This is a genomic window from Streptacidiphilus fuscans, from assembly GCF_015690355.1.
GTDB classification, from domain to species: domain Bacteria; phylum Actinomycetota; class Actinomycetes; order Streptomycetales; family Streptomycetaceae; genus Streptacidiphilus; species Streptacidiphilus fuscans.
This window is the reverse complement of record NZ_JADPRT010000008.1, coordinates 353,842-372,269: the sequence shown is the minus strand read 5'-3', so window position 1 is coordinate 372,269 and position 18,428 is coordinate 353,842. Positions and strand designations below refer to the sequence as shown.

At 72.9% G+C, this 18,428-nt stretch carries 19 protein-coding genes and 2 tRNA genes; 7 read left to right on the top strand and 14 right to left on the bottom strand.

Annotated elements, in window-relative coordinates:
* Both I2501_RS21265 and I2501_RS21260 read right to left on the bottom strand, forming a co-directional pair.
* On the bottom strand, positions 1 to 810 hold an 810-nt coding region (locus tag I2501_RS21265), incomplete at its 3' end, for a putative protein N(5)-glutamine methyltransferase (protein ID WP_196195716.1).
* A 244-nt stretch (positions 811 to 1,054) separates the two neighbouring features.
* A tRNA-Lys gene (locus I2501_RS21260) sits at positions 1,055 to 1,128 on the bottom strand.
* Positions 1,129 to 1,260: 132 nt separating this feature from the next.
* On the opposite strand from I2501_RS21260, the gene I2501_RS21255 reads away from it, so the two are divergent.
* The 4 genes from I2501_RS21255 to I2501_RS21240 all read left to right on the top strand — a co-directional run bounded on the left by I2501_RS21255 (position 1,261) and on the right by I2501_RS21240 (position 4,187).
* Positions 1,261 to 1,572 carry a chorismate mutase gene (locus tag I2501_RS21255; protein ID WP_196195715.1) on the top strand — a complete coding sequence of 104 codons (312 nt, stop codon included), beginning with the start codon at positions 1,261 to 1,263 and terminating at the stop codon, positions 1,570 to 1,572.
* Positions 1,573 to 1,663: 91 nt separating this feature from the next.
* Positions 1,664 to 2,443 (top strand): alpha/beta fold hydrolase, encoded by a 780-nt coding sequence (locus I2501_RS21250; RefSeq protein WP_196195714.1) that lies wholly within the window; start codon positions 1,664 to 1,666, stop codon positions 2,441 to 2,443.
* 228 nt (positions 2,444 to 2,671) lie between these two features.
* Positions 2,672 to 3,223, top strand: coding sequence for a universal stress protein (locus tag I2501_RS21245; protein WP_196195713.1), 552 nt, complete (start codon positions 2,672 to 2,674; stop codon positions 3,221 to 3,223).
* A gap of 4 nt (positions 3,224 to 3,227) precedes the next feature.
* The gene (locus I2501_RS21240) at positions 3,228 to 4,187 is read left to right on the top strand and encodes a cation diffusion facilitator family transporter (RefSeq protein ID WP_196195712.1); all 960 of its coding nucleotides are present in this window, start codon (positions 3,228 to 3,230) and stop codon (positions 4,185 to 4,187) included.
* A gap of 75 nt (positions 4,188 to 4,262) precedes the next feature.
* On the opposite strand, the gene I2501_RS21235 is transcribed toward I2501_RS21240, so the two are convergent.
* The 4 genes from I2501_RS21235 to I2501_RS21220 form a co-directional block, all read right to left on the bottom strand.
* On the bottom strand, positions 4,263 to 5,252 hold the full coding sequence (locus I2501_RS21235) for a decaprenyl-phosphate phosphoribosyltransferase (protein ID WP_196195711.1): 990 nt from the start codon (positions 5,250 to 5,252) through the stop codon (positions 4,263 to 4,265).
* On the bottom strand, positions 5,249 to 6,478 hold the full coding sequence (locus I2501_RS40670; RefSeq protein ID WP_196195710.1) for a phosphodiester glycosidase family protein: 1,230 nt from the start codon (positions 6,476 to 6,478) through the stop codon (positions 5,249 to 5,251). The genes I2501_RS21235 and I2501_RS40670 overlap by 4 nt, the downstream gene beginning before the upstream one ends.
* A 432-nt stretch (positions 6,479 to 6,910) precedes the next feature.
* Positions 6,911 to 7,558: a nucleoside/nucleotide kinase family protein gene (locus I2501_RS21225; RefSeq protein ID WP_196195709.1), complete on the bottom strand. Its 648-nt coding sequence runs from the start codon at positions 7,556 to 7,558 to the stop codon at positions 6,911 to 6,913.
* Between the two features lie 97 nt (positions 7,559 to 7,655).
* Positions 7,656 to 7,729: transfer RNA gene (locus I2501_RS21220), tRNA-Lys, on the bottom strand.
* 163 nt (positions 7,730 to 7,892) lie between these two features.
* On the opposite strand from I2501_RS21220, the gene I2501_RS21215 reads away from it, so the two are divergent.
* Positions 7,893 to 8,759 carry a PhzF family phenazine biosynthesis isomerase gene (locus tag I2501_RS21215; protein ID WP_196195708.1) on the top strand — a complete coding sequence of 289 codons (867 nt, stop codon included), beginning with the start codon at positions 7,893 to 7,895 and terminating at the stop codon, positions 8,757 to 8,759.
* Between the two features lie 99 nt (positions 8,760 to 8,858).
* Here I2501_RS21215 and I2501_RS21210 read toward each other — a convergent pair whose 3' ends face one another.
* From I2501_RS21210 to I2501_RS21185, 6 genes are all read right to left on the bottom strand, one after another.
* Positions 8,859 to 9,461, bottom strand: coding sequence for a bifunctional DNA primase/polymerase (locus I2501_RS21210; protein ID WP_196195746.1), 603 nt, complete (start codon positions 9,459 to 9,461; stop codon positions 8,859 to 8,861).
* A gap of 146 nt (positions 9,462 to 9,607) precedes the next feature.
* Positions 9,608 to 9,958 (bottom strand): hypothetical protein, encoded by a 351-nt coding sequence (locus I2501_RS21205; RefSeq protein WP_196195707.1) that lies wholly within the window; start codon positions 9,956 to 9,958, stop codon positions 9,608 to 9,610.
* A 210-nt stretch (positions 9,959 to 10,168) separates the two neighbouring features.
* Positions 10,169 to 11,524 carry an AAA domain-containing protein gene (locus tag I2501_RS21200; RefSeq protein ID WP_196195745.1) on the bottom strand — a complete coding sequence of 452 codons (1,356 nt, stop codon included), beginning with the start codon at positions 11,522 to 11,524 and terminating at the stop codon, positions 10,169 to 10,171.
* Positions 11,525 to 11,553: 29 nt separating this feature from the next.
* Positions 11,554 to 13,167 carry a hypothetical protein gene (locus I2501_RS21195; RefSeq protein WP_196195706.1) on the bottom strand — a complete coding sequence of 538 codons (1,614 nt, stop codon included), beginning with the start codon at positions 13,165 to 13,167 and terminating at the stop codon, positions 11,554 to 11,556.
* Positions 13,164 to 14,354 carry a hypothetical protein gene (locus tag I2501_RS21190; protein WP_236046776.1) on the bottom strand — a complete coding sequence of 397 codons (1,191 nt, stop codon included), beginning with the start codon at positions 14,352 to 14,354 and terminating at the stop codon, positions 13,164 to 13,166. Before I2501_RS21190 ends, I2501_RS21195 begins: the two co-directional genes overlap by 4 nt.
* 105 nt (positions 14,355 to 14,459) lie before the next feature.
* The gene (locus I2501_RS21185; protein WP_196195705.1) at positions 14,460 to 15,116 is read right to left on the bottom strand and encodes a phosphatase PAP2 family protein; all 657 of its coding nucleotides are present in this window, start codon (positions 15,114 to 15,116) and stop codon (positions 14,460 to 14,462) included.
* A 245-nt stretch (positions 15,117 to 15,361) separates the two neighbouring features.
* Here I2501_RS21185 and I2501_RS21180 point away from each other — a divergent pair, with 245 nt between their 5' ends.
* Positions 15,362 to 16,093 carry a TetR/AcrR family transcriptional regulator gene (locus I2501_RS21180; protein WP_196195704.1) on the top strand — a complete coding sequence of 244 codons (732 nt, stop codon included), beginning with the start codon at positions 15,362 to 15,364 and terminating at the stop codon, positions 16,091 to 16,093.
* Positions 16,094 to 16,194: 101 nt separating this feature from the next.
* The gene (locus I2501_RS21175; RefSeq protein ID WP_196195703.1) at positions 16,195 to 16,833 is read left to right on the top strand and encodes a histidine phosphatase family protein; all 639 of its coding nucleotides are present in this window, start codon (positions 16,195 to 16,197) and stop codon (positions 16,831 to 16,833) included.
* A 42-nt stretch (positions 16,834 to 16,875) separates the two neighbouring features.
* Here the strand turns inward: I2501_RS21175 and I2501_RS21170 are convergent, their stop codons facing one another.
* Positions 16,876 to 17,334, bottom strand: coding sequence for a heme-degrading domain-containing protein (locus tag I2501_RS21170; RefSeq protein ID WP_196195702.1), 459 nt, complete (start codon positions 17,332 to 17,334; stop codon positions 16,876 to 16,878).
* A complete protein-coding gene (locus tag I2501_RS21165; protein WP_196195701.1) occupies positions 17,331 to 18,416 on the bottom strand; it encodes a Gfo/Idh/MocA family oxidoreductase in 1,086 nt (361 codons plus the stop codon). Before I2501_RS21165 ends, I2501_RS21170 begins: the two co-directional genes overlap by 4 nt.
* Between the last annotated feature and the right edge of the window lie 12 nt (positions 18,417 to 18,428).

Here is an 18,428-nt window from a genome sequence, read left to right as displayed (position 1 = left end):
CGCCCGGGTGACCAGCCCGGCGGCCTCGAACGCCGCGACGGCCGCGCCCTCCTGCCGTTCGCTGGTCTCGACGAGCACGACGCCCCCCGGGGCCAGCCATCGGGCGGCCCCGGCGACGGCGCGGCGCATCACGGCAAGGCCGTCCGTGCCGCCGTCCAGCGCGACCAGCGCCTCGTACTCCCGCGCTTCGGCCGGCAGCAGGGCGACGTCCTCCGTCGGGACGTACGGGACGTTGGCCAGCAGCACGTCGATCCGGCCGTGCAAGGCCGTCGGCAGGGCATCGAAGAGGTCGCCGACGTAGGCGTGGCCGCCGTAGGGCGCGAGGTTGCGGTGGGCGCAGTCGACCGCGGCCGGGTCGATGTCGGCCGCGTGCAGGGAGACCGAGCGGCCCGAGGCACGCAACCCGGCGGACACGGCGGCGCCGAGCGCCCCCGAGCCGCAGCACAGGTCCACCACGACCAGCTCCCGCGGATCCTCGCGGGAGGCGGCCCCGGTCAGCAGCGCCTGCTGGACCAGGAACTCCGTGCGCGGGCGGGGGACGAAGACGCCGTGATCGACGTGAATGCGCAGACCGCAGAACTCGGCCCAGCCGAGCACGTGCTCCAGCGGCAGGCCGTCCACGCGGCGGGTGGTCATGGCGTCGAGTTCCGCCGGGCTGCCGGCCTCGGCGAGCAGCAGGTCGGCCTCGTCCTCGGCGAAGACGCATCCGGCGGCGCGCAGCCGGGCCACGACGGCGTCGCGGGAGGAACGGGAGGGTGAGGCGGGTGACGAGGGTGAAGACGATGAAGCAGGGGGAGGAGTCGGAGACATCTGGTCCAACGGGCCTTTCGGGAGGCTGAACGGGTCTCCCCAGTTCGGTCCGGCCCGGTGACGGTCCTCGGTGGACTCGTCAGCGGCGGCCGTTCGAGGGGAGCATCCACGCGGCACGAGCGTTGATGGGTCTCACCTCCTCGGTCGGCGCCGGTCACGGCGGTCTACGTCCTGCGTCGTCGACCTTATCGCAGCGAACGCCGAAGGGCCTCCTTGCTGTGACAAGGAGGCCCTTCGCTGTCTGTGCGCCGCCAGGGACTCGAACCCCGGACCCGCTGATTAAGAGTCAGCTGCTCTAACCAACTGAGCTAGCGGCGCCTGCTGACGGGGAAGACATTACATGACCTGGGCAGGAAATGCCGAATCGGTATCCTGGCCCCTCGACGAGGGCCGCGACGTCCACCGGGCAGCCGGTGCGCCGCAGGCACGCCACAGACACCAGGGGAGCGCATGTCCGAGAGCCACGCCGAGGTCGACTCGCACGCGAAGGCAGAGCTGGACCGCCTCCGCGGCAGCATCGACAACATCGACGCCGCGATCGTGCACATGTTGGCGGAGCGGTTCAAGTGCACGCAGGAGGTGGGCCGCCTCAAGGCGGAGTATCGGCTTCCGCCGGCCGACCAGGCTCGGGAGCGCGAGCAGATCGCCCGGCTGCGTGAGCTGGCCAGCGACGCGCGCCTCGACCCGGCGTTCGCCGAGAAGTTCCTCAACTTCATCATCGCCGAGGTCATCCGCCACCACGAGCAGATCGCCGGCGCGTGACCGCAGACCGCTGACGGCCGAGCGGTGACGGCCGAGCGTTGCCGTCGAAAGTCCCTTGACCCCGACCGAAGACCAGGTCAGGGTCGGGGGAATGACGATCTCTTATGAGACGGAGGGCGCGGCCGAAGCTGACGCGCTCCCGCTGGTGCTGCTGCACGCCGGTGCCTGTGACAGCCGGATGTGGGATCCGCAGTGGGCGGCGCTGGTCCGCACCGGTCGCCGCGTGGTGCGCTGCGACTTCCGCGGCTTCGGCGCGACGCCCTCGGCAGACGCTCCGTACCGGGAGGCCGACGACGTCCTCGCGCTGATGGACGGGCTCGGCATCGAGCGTGCGGTTCTGGTCGGCTCGTCCAACGGCGGCCGGGTTGCCCAGGAGGTGGCTCTCGACCGGCCGGACCGCGTCGCCGGGTTGGCGCTGTTCTGCGCCCCCGTGCCTGGACACCAGTGGCTGCCCGAGCTGCTTGCCTTCGGCGAGCGCGAGGACGCACTGCTCGAAGCGGGCGACTTGGACGCCGCGACGGAGCTCAACGTGACCACCTGGCTCGGCCCCGAGGCCGACGACACCGCGAAGGCGTCGCTGCGGACCATGCAGCGTCGCGCGTTCGAGCTGCAGTCCGGCATGACCGAGTACTTCGCCGCCGACCCGGTCGAGCGGGACCTGTCGAAGATCGAGGCGCCGACGCTGGTGGTCTCGGGAGCGCACGACTTCCAGGACTTCCGCGACTCCGCCGCGCGGCTCGCCGCCGAGCTTCCCGACGTACGCCGGGTCGCACTGCCCTGGGCGGGGCATCTGCCCACCATGGAGCGGCCCGACGAGGCCACCCGCCTGCTGCTGGACTTCCTCGACGCCGCGTCAGGGAACGCCGCCTGACGGCAGGAACGTCCCCTGAATCCGGGAACGCCATGTGCCTCCGGGAATGCCCCATGCCCCAGGGAACGCTACGTGACTGTCGGACGGCCGCGTCGCCGTCCGCACAGGAGTCGGTCGACCGGTCGGCTTTGCGGACCCCCTCCCGCTGTGCCGCCCGGGAGGAACGCCTGGTCGGGCGTAGGGTCGGGACGACGTCACAACGGCGGGGAACCGGAGGGGAAGAGGACGATGGCCAACGAGGACAGTCCGGGAAGCACCGGCAACGCCGAGAGCGAGCGCAACGCGGCTGATGCCGGGGCCGCAGGTGTCCCGCAGTCCGCGGCGCACTCGGCGCACGCCTTCGAGCTGGGCACGGACGGCCCTTCCGTGCTGGTGGTCGGCATCGACGGGTCCGACTCCTCGATGCGGGCCGCCGCCTACGCGGCCGGCTTGGCGCGGCGGCAGGGGGCCAAGCTGGCGCTCGTCTACGTGCAGCCGATCAGCGCCATGGGCGGCGCCGACGTCGGCGCGGCGGTGATGCAGGCGGAGCAGGAGGTCGCCGACGCGCTGCTCGCCGACATCCGCCAGGCGGCCGAGCGTATGCCCGAAGGTCAGCAACTGCGCTGGGAGTTCTACACCTCGCCCGGTGACCCGTACCAGGGCCTGGTCGATCTCGCCGACCAGCTCAAGGCGGACGGGGTGGTCATCGGCGCCTCGCAGAAGGCCGGTCACCGGCTGGTCGGCTCGGTCGGCGTCCGCCTGGTGAAGTCCGGTCGCTGGCCCGTCACGGTCGTCCCGTAACCGGATGAGTGCCTCCGGTGGGACGCGCGCGGTGGTCGCGGCGCTGGGCGCCAACCTGGCCATCGCCGTCTCCAAGTTCGTCGCCTTCGCCTTCAGCGGCTCCTCCTCCATGCTCGCCGAGGGCGTGCATTCGGTGGCCGACTCCGGCAACCAGGTGCTGCTGCTGATCGGCGGGCGTAAGGCCCGCCGTGCGGCGGACGAGTCGCACCCGTTCGGGTACGGGCGGGAGCGGTACGTCTACGGCTTCCTGGTCTCGGTCGTGCTCTTCACTCTCGGTGGCGTCTTCGCGCTCTACGAGGGTGTGGAGAAGGTCCGTCACCCGCACGCCATCGACCACTGGTACTGGCCGGTGGGCGTCCTGGCCTTCGCGATCGTCGCCGAGGGCTTCTCCTTCCGCACCGCGGTGAGGGAGGCCCGGCCGCTCAAGGGGGCGCAGTCCTGGGGCCGGTTCATCCGCACGGCGAAGGCCCCTGAGCTGCCGGTCGTGCTGCTGGAGGACTTCGGCGCGCTGATCGGTCTCGCGCTTGCGCTCGGCGGCGTCGGGCTCGCGGTGCTGACCGGCGACGGCGTCTGGGACGGCGTCGGCTCGCTGGGCATCGGCGTGCTGCTCGTGGCGATCGCGTTGGTGCTCGCCTCGGAGACCAAGTCCCTGCTGCTCGGCGAGGGCGCGAGCCCGGAGGCGGTCGCCCGGGTCCGCGACGCGTTGTTGGCCGCTCCCGATGTGGAGCGGGTCATCCACATGCGCACGCTCCACCTCGGCCCGGAGGAGCTGTTGGTCGCCGCGAAGATCGCCGTCCGGCCCGACGCCGACGCGGCGGACATCGCGGCGACGATCAACGCCGCGGAGGCCAGGGTCCGGGCGGCGGAGCCCATCGCCCGGGTCATCTACCTCGAACCCGACCTCTACAGCGAGGCGGAGGCCGCCGCCGGGCCCGACCCGGACGCGACACCCGGGGGACGCTGACGGCCCGGCAGGCCGCCGCCTGCCGGGCCGTGCCCTGCTGCTCCCTGCCGGTCACAACTCCGGTCACAACTGCGGTCACATCTCCGGAGCGGCGAATCCGAGGGCGAAGAGAAGCAGCCAGCTCAGCTCCATGAAGATCATCAAGGTGTCCTTGATGAGCAGGTCCTCGATATGGCTGGTCGTCCCACGTGAGGTCAGCCGGTCGAACCGGACCAGCGCGCCGACCAGCGGCACCACCGTCGCCACATGCCACGGGCGGACCGCGTGGTCGGGCTCCATCAGGGCCCAGGCCAGGTAGGCGGCCACCATGGCGAGCGCGATCACCCGCTGCGCGACCCGGAGGCCGCCGAGGGTGTAGTGCTGGAGCGACGGCCGGTGCGCCGCCGCGGGTGCGCCGAGACCGGCCAGCTCGGTGTGCCGTTTGGCGATCGCCACCAGCAGCGCGCCGAGACTGCAGACCAGCACGAACCAGCCCGAGGGCGGCACCTGCGAGGAGGCCGCGCCGCCCAGCGCCCGCAGCACGAACCCCGAAGCCACCAGAGTGAGTTCGAGTACGGCCAGGTGCTTGAGCCCGAGGCTGTAGAGGAACGACGTGACCAGGTACGCGCTGACCGCGAGGGTCAACCCGTAGCCGGGCGCGGTCAGGCTGAGCGACAGCGCGGCCGCCAGCAGCAGCCCGGCGACGACCATCGCCGCGCCCTCGCTCAGCTCGCCGGAGGCGATCGGGCGCAGGCACTTGCGCGGATGCTTCCGGTCCCGTTCCGCGTCCACCGTGTCGTTGACGAAGTAGACGGCGCAGGAGGCCAGGGTAAAGACCACGAAGGCCACCGCCGCTCCGCCCAGCGCGCTGCCGCCCCGCGCCTCGAAGTGGCGCGCGGTCAGTTCGGACCCGGTGAGCGGGGCCGCGAAGACCAGCAGGTTCTTCACCCACTGCCGCGGCCGCGAGGTACGCAGCACCGCCGAGGGCCAGCGGGCCCACCCGGCGCGGCGGCCGTCGACGAACGCGGTCGCCGGGGCCGCCGGGTTCGGCGGCTGCACGGGTCGCACCGGCTGAGGGGTGGTCATCGCGCGTACACCGCCGTGAAGTCACGGCTCGTCGAGTCGTAGTAGCGGTCGGCGGGGCGCTCCTGGTCGGGAAGCAGCTTGACCGGCGTCGGGTCGGCCGGATTCGACTTCGGTTGGTAGTACTGGAACGACATCCACGCCGGGTTGATGTCGAGCTGCATGGCCCGCACGCACCCCGCGCTCGCCAGCAGGTCGGCCAGCGTCCGGACGGACAGGGCCGGGCCGTAGGCGAAGACGAGCCGTCCGTCCGAGGTGACGCCCACGCCGGAGCGCCAGACGAAGTACTTGCCGGCGATGGTGAGACCCCAGCCGTACTCGACGTTCTGGTCGACGCTGGCCGGCACCTTGCCCTGGTCGACGATCAGCTTGAGGTTCTGGCGGACGCCGGTGACGTTCGGCGTCATCGACGCGTCACGTCCCCACTGGGCGACCGTCACCTTGCCGTCCTTGGTGAAGACCAGGGAGGCGGCGCCGTCGGTCAGGGTGCCGCGGGTGATCCCGTTGAGGAAGAAGCCGCCTCCGGCCTCGGAGTCGTTGACCTTGAAACCGCCGTTGAACGTCGCCAGCAGTCCGGTGCGCTGACCGGGCGGAACGGAGGGCGGGACACCCCAGTTGGCAGGGCCCGGGTCGGACTCGCCGGGGTGCAGCTGGAAGCGGAGCAGCCGCTGGTCCATCGACACGACGGCCGCGACGTAGGAGGTGTGCTGGTCGTCCGGGCGCAGGAAGGCGCCGAGAAGGGCAGGGGTGCCGTGGACGCTGCCGAGCGTCTGCCAGGTCCCCTCGCCGGGGAGCGGCGGACCGGCAGGGGAGACCAGCCGGGCCGGGACGATCGGTTTCATCGAGGAGGTGCCGTTGTTCTGCACCGGGGCTCCGTCCGGCGTGAGTGCCATCGTCGGCGTCCCGCCGACCTTGGGCGGATGCGCCTTGTACTGCTGGTCCTCCAGGAAGGTGACCAGCGGGCCGAGGTGGTGGTCACGCCCCCACTCGGCGATCCGGGCGGCCACGCTGTCGTCGCCGGGCGCGGTCAGCGCCTGGCCCACGGACCAGCAGAGCCAGACGAACACCGCTGCGACCAGGGCGAGCACGACGCGTGTGGTGCGCAGGCCGAGCAGTCGGCGTATTCGTCGGAACCGCTTGTGCTTGTGCGCCGAGGACGGGTTGCCGGGGCTGTCGGGCTCCTCGGCGGGGTTCTCGGACACGGACTCGGGCGGCGCTGGTATACCCACGCGGATCTACCTCCAGCCGGGGCGCGCGCGACGGCGCGCATCGGGCACGGGAAGGACGGCGCCGTCCATGCCCCCGTGATGACGGCGGTCACGTCTGGTCGCCAGGTCTCTCACGCTAGGTAGACGGAACCGGAGCCGCCTGTTCGAGTAGGCAGGACGGGTTACGGATCCGACAGCTCGGCAGGTGACGCGGTCGCGGGCCGCACCGCTCCCGGAGTGGCACGGGAGGGGAGGTCAAACGGCGTTCGACACGCTGATCTTGAGCGTTCGACGGGCCGGGGCCGGGGCCGGGGCCCGGAACGGGGGCCGGGCTCGGGCCGGCCTGTGGGCAGAACGCCGACGCGACGAGGGTGGGCCGAGGCGATGGAAGCGGTGAGGCGGCGGCGAAGGTGACGAATGAGGTGACGGAGGGTTACGGCTGCCGGGTGGTGGTCACGGCTCGACGGTGATCACGCGCACGTCCGGGGCGCGGTGGGCGTTGACCAGGTCGCCGTTGGGGTGGTCGTTGGTGTCGACCCAAGCGCGGGCCGCGTGGGCGTCACGACCGCCCTCGCGCTGACGGGCGATCAGTCGGGTGTCGCGGACCTCGTCGGGGGTGGCGAGGAACCAGACGATGTCCAGCGCCGCGCGCACCTGCGCCCAGCCCGGACCGGCCGCGTCACCGGCGGCGAGGTAGTTGCCCTCGGTCACGACCAGCCGGGTTGCGGGCGTGACCAGGTGGCGGGCGGCGATCGGCTCGTGCAGGGCCCGGTCGTAGTCCGGTACGTACACCGGCTCCGTTGCCGGGTGGCTGCGCAGCCGCCGCAGCAGCGCCAGGTAGCCCCAGACGTCGAAGCTGGGCGCCGAGCCCTTCCGGTTGGTCAGGCCGAGGCGTTCGAGCTGGATGTTGGAGAGGTGGAAGCCGTCCATCGGGACGTACGCCGCGGCCTCCGGGCCGAGCCGGTCGCAGAGCTCCGCGACCAGCAGCCGGGCCAGCGTGGACTTGCCCGCACCGGGGGCGCCCGCGATGCCGAGGAGTACCCGGCCGCCCGGCGCCGGGACCAGCCCGGCGGCGGCGTCGACCAGCTCCTGCGCCTTCATGGCTCCACCTGTCCTCGGCCGGGACGACTGCTGCGCCGGCTGCTGCGCCAACGCCGAAGGGCCTCCTTGCTGTGACAAGGAGGCCCTTCGCTGTCTGTGCGCCGCCAGGGACTCGAACCCCGGACCCGCTGATTAAGAGTCAGCTGCTCTAACCAACTGAGCTAGCGGCGCCTGCTGACGGGGAAGACATTACATGAACGGCGACCGAATGCCGAATCCGTTTCGCCCGGCCACCGCCTCGGCCCCGGATCGCGAGCGCCGCCCGGACCACCCTTTCGGGCTGTCCCCGGGGTCGTTCGTTGAACTCGTCCGACCCGCGTGGGACCTTGGGCGCATGCCCGGACCTGTGCGTCTCACCAGCGATGTCCTCCGCTACACGGCGTTCTCGACCGATCCCGCAGGCGGCAACCCCGCCGGCGTCGTGCTCGACGCCCGCGGCGTCCCGGACGCCGACATGCTCACCGTGGCGGCGGAGGTGGGGTACTCCGAGAGTGCCTTCGTCACCGAACGCGACGAGGAACGGAGGCGCTTCCGCCTGCGTTACTTCAGCCCGCTGGCCGAGGTCGCCTTCTGTGGGCACGCCACGGTCGCCACCGCCGTCGCCCTGGCCCAGCGGCTGGGCGAGGGCTCGCTGCTCTTCGACACGGCGGCGGGCGAGATCGCCGTGGAGACGGCCAAGGACGGCGATGGCGTGATTCGCGCCACACTGACCAGCGCGCCGACCCGCTCACGGCCCGTGGACGCGGCCGTACTCGCCGAGGCGTTGGCCCTGCTGCGCTGGGCCCCGGAGGACCTGGACGGCGAGCTGCCGCCGTGCGTCGCGTTCGGCGGCGTGGAGCACCTGGTGCTGGCCGTCCGCTCCCGTTCCCGACTCGCGGCGCTGGACTACGACTTCGACGGACTGGCCGGACTGATGGACCGTCAAGGCTGGACGACGGTGCAGCTGGTGTGGCGTGAGAGTCCCGAGCTCTACCACGCGCGCGACCCGTTCCCGATCGGCGGCGTGGTCGAGGACCCGGCCACCGGCGCGGCCGCGGCGGCGTTCGGCGGCTACCTGCGCGACCTGGGCGCGCTCCCGTCGTCGGGCGCGTTCACCATCCGGCAGGGGGAGGACATGGGCCGCCCGAGCACCCTGGCCGTCACCGCCTCGCCGGACGACGAGCGGGTGCGGGTCTCCGGCGCGGCGGTGGCCATCGGGTGAGTCCGGCCTTGCCGGGGCGGGCGGGGCTATCAGCCGGTCGGTGCGCGTGCTCGGTCGGCGCACATGCTGGATCGGCGCACATGCTGGATCGGCGCAGGCTCAGCCTGCCGGGACGAAGTCCGGCGGAGCCACGTCCGGTGCGGGGGAGGGTGCACCGGACGCGGCCGCTGCGGGCCTGCCCGCCTCTGCGCGGACCGCGCCGCCGGGCAGGTCGCGGGAGGCGCGGACACAGGCCCAGAGCAGGGTGGACGCGCCGGGGAGCCAGGGCTCGCGGCCGTCGGGTGCCACGATCCAGCGTCCCTGCTGCTCCGGTGCGTCCAGCGGGCGCTGCAGCGGAGGGACGGTGATCGCGTCGCCCTGGCCGTGGCAGAGCAGGGTCGGCACGTCGCGCGCCCACTCCTCCCAGACCAGCAGCGGGCGGAGGCGCGCGGCGGTGCCGGGCTCGGCGAAGATCAGGATCCGGCCGCGGAGCGTGGCCACCGGCCCGCAGCCCGGCCCGCTCGCCCAGAGCTCGTCGAGCACCCTGCGGCCGAAGAGTCCGGGCAGGTTGATCACATCGAAGACGCGCCCGCAGGGCAGGACCGTGGCCGCCCACGGACGGGTCTCCCAGAGTGCGCGCATGCTGCGCGGGTACTCGCTCGCGGAGGCCAGCCAGGCCTCGCCGGCGACGGTCACGTACTCGACGGAGTCGTAGGTCCACATGTCCACGGTCCAAGCTCTATCGGGACCGGGAAGACAGCCGCACCGGAACCCGGGAAAGCCGGACACGTAGGGGTGAATCGGAGTAACATCCGCTGCCTTTGGCATATGCCAGAAGCAGTGCGTGGTCGGCAGCGCCGGCTTGGTCCCTACGGAAGTGGCTGGCTTCTGAGCAGGCCGCGCCCGTGCTCGACCATCTTGGCGGCATAGTCCGGAGTCCAGTCGGCGCGGGCCGCGATCTCCTCAAGGGTGAGGTTGTCGAACCGGCGCGGGTCGGCGAGCTGGGCCGCCGCTATCGCCTGGAACTCGGAGGCGCGCTCCGCTGCCGCGCGGAACGCGAGCGTCAGCTCGGTGGAGCGACCGAGCAGCTCCCGCGGGTCCTCGATCGACTCCAGGTCGAAGAAGTGCTCCGTCTCCGGCTCCGCCAATCCGGGCTCGAAGAGCAGCGGGGCAGGGCGGAGCCTCCTCTGCGACGAGCGCTCGGGCGTGGAGTCGGACATCGGACACCTCCTGTTGCGTGCGGACGAGCTCCCGGCAGTCCATTGTCGGTCCGAAGCTGCCGGGTGAGGAACAGGGCCTCTCCACCTGGTTATTCCCGTGACGGCGCAGTGGGATTCGGCCCGATTCCCGACGGCTCCAGGTCCCGTGCGGGCCGTTAAGGGTCGCCTCTCGGCCGCGAGTGGGCCGCGAGTGGAACCACGGGCGCCGGATCAGGGCCGGTAGCGCACCCGGTGGGCGGCGAGGTGGTCCAGCACGGCCTGGTTCGCCTCCCAGCCGTCCGGGAACGTCAACGTCACGCCCAGCTGCACCGGTTCGGTCGCCGGGTGGTCGTCGAGCAGCTCCGGGATCCCCGCCCTCGCGACCACGATGCACGCGTGCCGGTGACGGGACGTCAGCACGCAGAGGCGGCCGGTCTCCAGGTGGAACGCGGTGGCGTCCGGACGTCCGGAGAGCGGGTGCAGAACGACGGTGACGTCGTACTCGCGCCCCTGCAGCCGGTTGGCCGTGTCGACGGTCACACCCTCGACGCCCAGCGCCACCAGCGCCGCGCGCACCGCCGAGGCCTGGTCGCGATGGGCCGTGCCGACGGCGACCCGGTCGGCGGTGAGCTGCTCCTCGCCCCGCTCCGAGAGGGTGCTTCCCCCACGGGCCAGCAGTCGGGCGACCACGGCCGCGACGGCGGCGACCGCCTCCGGATCGGTACGGACGGTGTGCCGCTGCGGGAGCTCCAGCAGGCCCCAACCCGAGGCTGCGGCCACATCGAGGACCTCGTCCGCCGCGGCGGCCAGGGCTGCGGGTGGGGCCGACGCCGTGGGAGGGGTCTCGGGCGCGGGCGAGCCCAGCAGCAGTCGGCGGTCGCCGGGCTCGGTCCCGGCACGGAACGGGGTGAACGGGTAGAACGCGTCGGAGATCAGCGGCGCGGCTGAGGCCGGCAGTCGCCAGGAGACGGGAAGCCGGTGCGGCACAATGCCGGGATTGTGGGCGAGCAGCGTGACGACGGCGCTCTGCGAGGGGTCGTAGGTCAGCCCCGCCCATGCGTCCGCATCGACGATGCTGAACGGGTCCAACTGGCCCGGATCGCCGACGAAGAGGGCACGCTCGAACAGTCGCGCCACCGCGAGCAGCGCGTCCGAGCGCATCTGGTACGCCTCGTCGACGATCGCGTGCCGCCACGGATCGACGTCCTTCACCCACTGCCACTTGGCCGCCGTGGCCACCACCACCGGCAGTTCGCGCAGGTCGGCGACCTTGGTGGAGGCCACCACGCCCGGGTGGCGCAGGGCGTGCTCGGCCGGGGTCGCGTCGCTGCCGTGGAGACGGCCGATGGCCAGCCCGGGCTCCTTCTCGGCGAGCCGGTCGACCAGGTCGTCCACCTGGCTGTTGGTCTGCGCGACGATCATCAGCCGCTCGCCCGCACCCGCGAGCTCGCGGGCGGCCCGGACCACGAGCGTGGACTTGCCGGCGCCCGGAGGCGAGTCCACGACCGTGCCGCGCTCACCGCCGTGCACCGCGGCCTGCAGGATCGCCGCGACCGCGGCATCGGCCTGCTCGCCCGGGGACGGCAGGGCGGCGGACGGGTCGGTGGTGCTGCTGCTCACTGCGGCGGGCCTCCGTGGGTCCAGGGGGTGTCCTCGGGCTCCGGCAGCGGTGCGGACTGACGTGCCGACAGTTCGAACAAGGTGAAGCAGACCTGGTCGCCGGGCTCGGGGACGCTGCGCGGCTCCGGCTCCTTCTTGCGGCCCATGCCGCTCAGCAGGCGGACCGTCAACAGCCCGGCGGCCTCGTCGACCCCGGCCAGCTCGGCCTTCTGGGCGGACGGACCGTTGGCCCGGTGCAGCTCCGAACCGGCCTCGACGTGGGGGCGGTCGGCGGTGCGGACGGTCACCAGCGGGCGCGGCTTCGGGCTGCGACCGCTGGTGTCGTAGGCGGGTTCGACGGAGACGACCTCGCCGGCGAAGGCCTGCCCGGCGAGCCGGTGCTCGGCCATGGCCAGCGGGTCGTCCAGGGCCTCCTGCAGGTCGAGCCGGGTCTGCTCGCGTTCGCGCTGGGCGAGTTTGCGCGCGGCGGTCACGGCGTCGTCGCGGATCGGCTGCGGCGGTTCGCCTGCCGCCAGCCGGTCGCGGTGGCCGGTGTACGACCAGCGGTCGCCCTCCCAGCGTTCGGCCACATGCGCGCCCGGCGGCAGCGTGCGCAGCAGGTCGATGCCCTGCCACACCTGCTGCCAGACCGGGAGCAGCACGGCCTCCAGCAGCGCGTCGATCTCTGCCGCCCGGGCCGCGACCACGTGCGCGGCCAGGGCCCGGTCGGCGCTTTCGCCGCTCAGGTCGTTGAAGTCCTTCGCCTCGTCCGCGTCGTCCACGCCTTGGGCGGCAGCCCCGTCCCGGGCGACGCGCGCGGCATCGCGGGCGGCGTCGTAGCGGGTGATCGCCGGGCCGAGCACGGCACGGTCGAAATCGGGGTCGGTGGCCGGACCGGCCGGAGGGCAGACGAGTTGGCCCTGCGCGTCCCGTCCGTTCTCGGCCCGCAGTGCCGCCGACTCGCCGCGTTCGCCGTCGGGCGGAGCGATCCAGCCGAGCAGCGCGCCCAGATGTGCGTCCTCCAGCGAACTTTGCCCCGTCGCCCAGTGGCGCGCCAGCACGCCTGTGAGCGGCAGCAGCAGCGACGACCCCGGCACCTGCGCGCGCTCGGCGAGATGGGTGAGCCAGCGGCCCAGCAGCGGCACCCTGGGCGGAGCCGGGAACGGACCCGGGTCGGCGTCCTCGGCCGTGCGCCGGAACCGCATCGACCGGCCGAGCACGCCGAGCCACTCGATGCCACCCTGGTTGGGAACGATCAACTGCGGCGCTTCCGCACAGAGTTCGCGGATCTCAGTGGTGCGCTCTCCCGACTCCGGATCCTTGCCGGTGCGCTCGATCAGCTCGACGGACTCGCCGAAACCCTCCAGATACGGCAGCAGTTCGTCGGCCAGTCGGGCCAGGAAGGCGAACCGCAGGTCGCGGTCGAGCGGCTGCGGCACGGTGAGCAGCACCGGCCGCTCGCGGTCGCATCCGAGCAGGGCCGCGAGCGGCGCGCCAGTCTCGCCGGCGGCGGTCAACGGCACCAGGACGAAAGGCCGTTCGGCCAGATGCCGATGGCGGACCGTGGCCAGTGGTTGGGCGCGGCCGGACCGCACCGCCTCCAGCCGGGCCAGGGTGGTCAGCAGGCTCACGGCACGACCGCTAGGTCGCGCGCGGACGTCGTCGCTGCCGCTGGGGTCACATCCATGCCCGCACCCATGGCCAGCGCCTCGCGTCGGAGCTCGGCCGCTCGTGCCAGTTCGCCGCCGGGCGTGGTGGCGGCGAGGGCCTCCTCGACCGTGGTGATGCCGCCGAGTTCGGCGCGGATCCCCCGACCGAGCGTCTCCACCGCCCCTGCGGCGCGCGCCTGGGTGCGGCAGTGGAACGCCAACTCGCAGGCGGCCAGGCAGTCGGGCGAGTACGCATGGGGGAGCGCGTCGACGGAGTGCGGCGTGTCCTCCAGGCTCGCGCCGGACGGCAGCACGTCCAGCAGCTGCTCCACCCGCGTCAGCCGGGCGAGCTGACGCCTGGTCACGGCGATCTGCTTGCGCAGGTCCACCGACGCGGCGGTGGGGGCGTTGCTGAAGTCGCGCGGGCAGACCAGCAGCCCGGTCGTGCTCGGAGCCGCGGCCATGCCCTCCGGTTCGGCGTAGGGGGAGGCGGGCAGCGTGGTGCCCTCCAGCGCGGCCGCGGTCGCCCGCAGTGCCAGCACGTAGACGGCGGCCTGGCGGGCCGCCGCGCCGACCTTGGCCGGATCGGCGGAGCCGTCCAGGATCGGGAAGGACTTGATCTCCAGCACCGTCCAGCGCCCGTCGGGACGGACGACGACGGCGTCGGGCTCCAGCGAGACCGTGGACCCGGCGACCTCCATCCGCAGCAGCGGGTGGTCCAGCACGGTCCACACCCCGGGCCGGGACGCTGCCTCGGCCAGCACCGACCGGGTACGCGCGGCCCGGACCGCGGCACCCTCCTTGACCAGCAGGTCCGGCACCTCGACCGGAGCCTGTTCGTCGCCCTCGGGCAACAGCGTCCGGCGCAGCAGTGCCACCAACTCAGCACAGCCGTCGGCGCGCAGGCGACGTTCGAAGACCAACCCGCGCGTTATCGCGAACGGCGACTGGCCCATCGCCCCTGGGGTGCCCAGCCGTTCGGCCAGCGCGCCCTTGTCGACCCCGGCGGCGTCCAGCACGGCCCGTCGCCCGCACCCCGGGTTGGCGGCGAGCGCGGCCAGCGTCCGCGCGTCCATGCTCCGCGCGGCAGCACGTCCGCGGAGCGCGGCCAGCCGCGATTCGAGCGGGGTGAGCGGCGGGTCGACCCGCATGTGCGTCGAGTGGTTCATGGTGCCCGCCAGTGTGGCACCTTCCACTGACAATTCGGGATGTCCTTCGGCAGGTGCCTCATCGGAGACAAGGCCATCGAGGGACGCGGTCATCGAAGGACGTGGTCATCGAGGAGAAAGGGGGGACAGGTACGTCGGGCGCCGCCGGCCGAGGACCCGCGCGTTCGCTCGTTGCACCGGGCCCGCCAGGAGACCGCCGACGACGACGACGGTCCCACCTGCCAGGACGTCCGACAGGGAGTGGTCGCCGGCCCCCGTCACCACCAGGGCGATGATCACGGGATAGAGCAGCCCCAGCGTCCTGACCGTCCGGTCCTGGGCGAAGCGGACCAGCATCACGCCGCACCAGAGCGCCCAGGCCACATGGAGGCCAGACACAGCCAGCGGCAGGCGGGGCGGCGTCACGGGGAGGCAGCGGAAGCAGGCGCTGCCGACCAGTGCGAGCACGGTGGTGGTCCCGAGCCAGGTCCGCGCGCGCCGGTAGGCGCGGTGGTGCCGGCGCCAGAGCCAGATCAGCACGGCCGGAGTGGCCAGGTAGTGCAGCGTCGCGTAGGCGAAGTCGGCGGGTATGCCGAGGTCGAGCAGACCGGTCGCGCCCCGCTGGGCGCTGCCGGTTCCGCTCCGGACCAGGAGCCGGCTGCTGTCGTAGGCGATGTAGGCGACGTAGATCACCGCGACGAGCAACAGCTCCCGCACCCGAACGCCGGGTGCGTCGTTCCGGGCGACGTCCCTGTGCCCGGGCGTGGCGGCGGTCGATGACATGGCGGGCTCCGGGCGCTGCGGGACGATTCTGCAGAGCTAACCGTACGCCGTACCGTACGTCGTACGGCAGTCCCTGTCGCAACCGTCCCGGCGGCGGCCGGGCTGCGTCCCGACCCTGGCCGAATCCCGGCCGAATCCCGGCCCTCACTGGCCCGTCTGCGGCGTGCGTGGCCCGCGAACCCGGTCGAACACACCCGTTGTGGTGCCTTTTACCGGCCGTTACCTCAGCTGTGTACGCTCCTGGCATGCCCTCCGAGCAGTCCGCCGGCACCGTCGCCCGGCCCCGACCGACGCGGCGGTCGCGCGCGCCACGGGGATCGTTGAGCGCTGAGCTGATCATCGAGCGGGCCCTCCGCCTGCTGGACGACAAGGGCCTGGACGCCTTCTCGATGCGTGCCCTCGCCGAGGACCTGGGCGTCGGCACGATGGCGCTGTACACCTACTTCCGCGGCAAGGACGAGCTGTTCCGCGCGGCTCGGGACCGGGTGCTCGACGCCTACGCCCCGCCCAGCACCGAGGGCAGTTGGGACCAGCAGCTGCGGGCCGCCTGCATCGCGGTGCACGACCTCTTCACCGGCCGTCCCGCCGTGCTGCGACTGCTCGCCGAGTCGGCCGGCAACGACGACTTCCTCGACGCGGCCACGTCGGCCATGGAGCGGATGCTCATGCTGTTGCGCGAGGCGGGACTGGGGCGCGAGGACGTGACGCGCGCCTACGGCACGCTCTCACGCTTCACCATCGGCTCCGCGCTCCGCGAGATCCGCGTCTGCGCCCGCCCGGAGGCGGTCGAGCACTTCCGCAACCGCCTTGCGGCGCTTCCGCAGGACCGCTTCCCGAACCTCGCCGACCTGGCGCCCGAGATGCTGGTCTGTGCGGGCGACGGCGCGGGCCAGTACGCCTACGGACTGGACCTGATCCTCTGCGGCATCCGCGAGCGTGCCCGGCAGGCGGCCGAGGCACCCGCGTCGCAGGGCTGATCGGGATGCGGACCTGATCGGCGATTGCGGGCCGGATCCGGGATCATGGGAGTCGTCCCGCGCGCCTGCGCGCGCTCCCGCACGCCCCTGGAGGAACGTTCATGCCCGCGCGGCTGCTGCTGGTCCGGCACGGTGAGACCGACTGGTCGGCGACCGGTCGCCATACCGGGCGGACGGACATCCCCCTCACGGACGAGGGTCGCACCATGGGTCGCCGGCTGAGCGAGCGGTTCGCCGCCGCGCCGTGGCACGGCCTCCCGGACGCCGAGATTGTGAGCAGCCCGCTCTCCCGCGCCAGGGAGACCGCCGAACTGGCCGGCTTCGGCGGCCGTCTGGCCCTCGACGACCGGCTGATGGAGTGGGACTACGGCAGCTACGAGGGCCTGACCGGCCCCGAGATCCGGGCCGGGGCACAGCCGGGGTGGCTGATCTGGCGCGACGGCGTTCCCGGGGGCGAGAAGATCGGCGAGGTCAGCGCCCGTGTGGACGCGTTCCTCGCCGACATCGACGCTCGTGCCGGCGTGCCGGACCCGGAGACCACGGTGATGCACAGCGCCGACCACGACGTCGTGGTCTTCGCCCACGGGCACCTGCTGCGCATCCTGACCGCGCGCTGGCTGGGTCTGCCTCCGGAGCAGGCGCAGCGCTTCAAGCTCGGCCCGGCCACGCTGTCGGTGCTGACCTGGGAGTACGGCGCCCGCGCCGTCGAGCGCTGGAACGACGCGGCACACCTGGCCTAGTCCGGCCTGCTGGAGCGGGCCCCCGGGACCGCGGGCAAGTGATCAGCCCTCCAGGAACCGCTCCAGCGCCTCGACCACCAGTTTGTGGTCGTCCAGCTGTGGCAGTCCGGACACGGCCACCGTCCCGACCAGACCCACGTCGGTGACGACCACAGGGAACGCTCCGCCGTGGGCCGCATAGCGGTCGGGGTCGAGCCGCGACTTCTCCTCGAAGCTGCCGCCCTTCTCGCGGAAGCGCTGCCCGACCAGGTAGGAGCTGGCCTCGTAGCGTCGCACCACGCGGATCTTCCGCTCGATCCACGCGTCGTTGTCCGCGCAGGTGCCGGGGAGGGCGTAGTGGAACAACTGCTGCTCGCCGCGGCGGATGTCCACGGTGACCGGCAGGCCGCGCTCCCTGGCCAGCTCGGTGAGCAGCGAGCCCAGCCGCCAGGCGTCCTCGTTGGTGAAGCGGGCGAACTGCAACCGCTGTTCCTGCTCGACGAGTTCGGCGGTCGTGGTCACAGTGCCACCGTCCGGCCCTCGGCGGCGGAGAGGCGCGCGGCCTCCAGCACGGTGAGCGCGTTGATCGCGTCGCGCGCGGCGACCGGCGCGGGCGCGCGCCCGTGGAGCGCCTCCGCGAGTCGGGCGTAGTACTCCTGGTACGCGCCGGGGAGGGTCGGATGCGCGACCGAGTCGTCGACCGTGCCGAGGCGTCCGTAGCGCTCCGGCGGGGTCTCGCCCCAGCCCTCGTCGGCGGGAGTGCGTCCCGCGCGCAGAGCGTCCTCCTGGCCGTCCAGCCCGTAGCCGACGTAGGAGGCCTCGCTGCCCAACACCCGGAAGCGCGGGCCGAGATCGGCGGCGACCGCGCTCATCCACAGGTGGGAGCGGGTGCCGTCGGCATGGGTCAGCGCCACGAAGGAGTCGTCGTCGGCCTGTGCGCCGCGTCGGCGGATGTCGAGCTCCGCGTAGACGCGGACCGCGGGCCCGAAGAGGGTGAGCGCCTGGTCGACCAGGTGGCTGCCCAGGTCGTAGAGGACGCCGCCGGCCTCGGCCGGGTCGCCCAGCTCGCGCCAGCCGCCCTTGAGGTTGGGACGCCAGCGCTCGAACCGCGACTCGAAGTGGTGCACCGTGCCGAGTCGGCCCGAGCGGACCAGCTCGCTCACCGTACGGAAGTCGCCGTCCCAGCGCCGGTTCTGAAAGACGCTCAGCAGCAGGCCGCGCGCCTCCGCGAGCTCGGCCAGGGCGCGGCCCTCGGCGGCGGTGGCGGCCAGGGGCTTGTCGACGACGACCGGAACGCCCGCGTCCAGCGCGGCGGTCGCGAGCGGAACGTGGGTCCGGTTGGGGGAGGCCACCACGACCAGGTCCAGCCCCAGCGGCCAGAGTTCGGCGGCGTCGGCCAGGATTCTGGCCTCCGGGTACCGGGCGGCGGCCTGATCCCTGCGCTCGGGGTTCGAGGTGACGACGGCCTCCAGGTGCAGTCCCGGAGTGTTCGCGATCAGCGGTGCGTGGAACACCGCGCCCGCGACGCCGTAGCCGATCAGGCCTACGCGCAGCGGGGCGGCGTCGGTCTCCGTGTGGTTCGTCTCTGTGCGGTTCGCAGCCATGTCTCCTAGTTA

Bases quoted from the DNA above. Each gene is read 5' to 3' on its own strand.
- I2501_RS21255 (WP_196195715.1), top strand. From the start codon at position 1,261: ATGTCCGAGAGCCACGCCGAGGTCGACTCGCACGCGAAGGCAGAGCTG.
- I2501_RS21250 (WP_196195714.1), top strand. From the start codon at position 1,664: ATGACGATCTCTTATGAGACGGAGGGCGCGGCCGAAGCTGACGCGCTC.
- I2501_RS21245 (WP_196195713.1), top strand. From the start codon at position 2,672: ATGGCCAACGAGGACAGTCCGGGAAGCACCGGCAACGCCGAGAGCGAG.
- I2501_RS21240 (WP_196195712.1), top strand. From the start codon at position 3,228: ATGAGTGCCTCCGGTGGGACGCGCGCGGTGGTCGCGGCGCTGGGCGCC.
- I2501_RS21235 (WP_196195711.1), bottom strand. From the start codon at position 5,252: ATGACCACCCCTCAGCCGGTGCGACCCGTGCAGCCGCCGAACCCGGCG.
- I2501_RS21225 (WP_196195709.1), bottom strand. From the start codon at position 7,558: ATGAAGGCGCAGGAGCTGGTCGACGCCGCCGCCGGGCTGGTCCCGGCG.
- I2501_RS21215 (WP_196195708.1), top strand. From the start codon at position 7,893: ATGCCCGGACCTGTGCGTCTCACCAGCGATGTCCTCCGCTACACGGCG.
- I2501_RS21210 (WP_196195746.1), bottom strand. From the start codon at position 9,461: ATGTGGACCTACGACTCCGTCGAGTACGTGACCGTCGCCGGCGAGGCC.
- I2501_RS21205 (WP_196195707.1), bottom strand. From the start codon at position 9,958: ATGTCCGACTCCACGCCCGAGCGCTCGTCGCAGAGGAGGCTCCGCCCT.
- I2501_RS21190 (WP_236046776.1), bottom strand. From the start codon at position 14,354: ATGAACCACTCGACGCACATGCGGGTCGACCCGCCGCTCACCCCGCTC.
- I2501_RS21185 (WP_196195705.1), bottom strand. From the start codon at position 15,116: ATGTCATCGACCGCCGCCACGCCCGGGCACAGGGACGTCGCCCGGAAC.
- I2501_RS21180 (WP_196195704.1), top strand. From the start codon at position 15,362: ATGCCCTCCGAGCAGTCCGCCGGCACCGTCGCCCGGCCCCGACCGACG.
- I2501_RS21175 (WP_196195703.1), top strand. From the start codon at position 16,195: ATGCCCGCGCGGCTGCTGCTGGTCCGGCACGGTGAGACCGACTGGTCG.
- I2501_RS21165 (WP_196195701.1), bottom strand. From the start codon at position 18,416: ATGGCTGCGAACCGCACAGAGACGAACCACACGGAGACCGACGCCGCC.